This is a genomic window from Faecalicoccus pleomorphus DSM 20574, assembly GCF_000420345.1.
In the GTDB taxonomy this organism is placed as follows: Bacteria; Bacillota_I; Bacilli_A; order Erysipelotrichales; family Erysipelotrichaceae; genus Faecalicoccus; species Faecalicoccus pleomorphus.
The window spans coordinates 1-1,069 of sequence record NZ_ATUT01000045.1; the positions used below are offsets into that span (position 1 = coordinate 1).

The 1,069-nt window shown below is 38.2% G+C and carries 1 protein-coding gene; it reads left to right on the forward strand.

Going from position 1 to position 1,069, the window contains the following annotated elements:
* Positions 1–68 precede the first annotated feature (68 nt).
* Positions 69–1,069 (forward strand): hypothetical protein (locus G413_RS12235; protein WP_211210472.1); only part of this gene is annotated, 1,001 nt, incomplete at its 3' end.

A 1,069-nucleotide genomic window follows, 5' to 3' on the forward strand; every position in this document is an offset into this window, starting at 1 on the left:
ACTATTTTGTACCAGCTGGTGTACAGAATTATTCAGTGCTTGAAAAGTATGTTCCAGAAGGATACAAGATGACTGTAAGTGGAGACTTCTATGCTGAAGCTGGAGGAAAACTTGAGATAAATATTGAAAAAATTTCTTCCAATGTAATCATGAATATCCAGTTTGTTGATAGAGCTGGTAGTTTCATCGGTGGTGGAGATTATTTCTTACCAGAAGGTGTCCAGAATCGTTCTATCTTAGAGCAGTATTTGCCAGAAGGATATAAGTTGGCCGAAACTGGAGATTTCATGGTTGTTGAAGGTGGATCAGAAAAGATTACTGTTGAATCAATCTATGACGGAACTACTTTGAACTTTGCATTCGTTGATGCTAACGGAAATGAAGTTGGCGGTGGAGACGTTATTGTTGATACTGACAAAGATGGAATCTTTAGCTGGTCTGAAATTGCTGGAATTATCCCAGAAGGATATAAATTAGAACTTGGTGGAGATGCTTTTGTTGCCGATTACATCGGTGGAAATAACACAATCACAGTAAGCAAAATTTATAATTCTACTATTGTAAATGTACAGTTCATTGACGAAAACGGAACAGTTGTTGGTGGTGGAGACTACTTCGTTGATGAAGACGGTGATGGAATTTTCAATGCCAGTGAACTTGAGTTACCTGTTGGATATAAATTGAATGGCGGCGGAGACTATTTTGTAACGGATACAGATATTAATATCCCTGTGACTAAAATTAATAAAGGAACGATCATCAATGTTGTTTTCAAAGATCCGCAAGGAAACAACTTGGGTGGTGGAGACTACCTTGTTGATGTTGACGGTGATGGAATTGCCAACTATTCTGAATTAGATCTTCCAGTTGGATATAAATTAAATGTAACTGGAGACTTCTTTGTTGAAGAAGGCGGACATTACACAGTTGTATTAAACCGCGATGGTGCAGCAATTATCCACGTAGTATTCAAGAGTGAAGGTGGAAAGAACCTTGGTGGTGGAGATTACTTCGTTGATGAAGATGGCGATGGAATCTTTAACTATAGTGAATTAACATTACCGGAAGG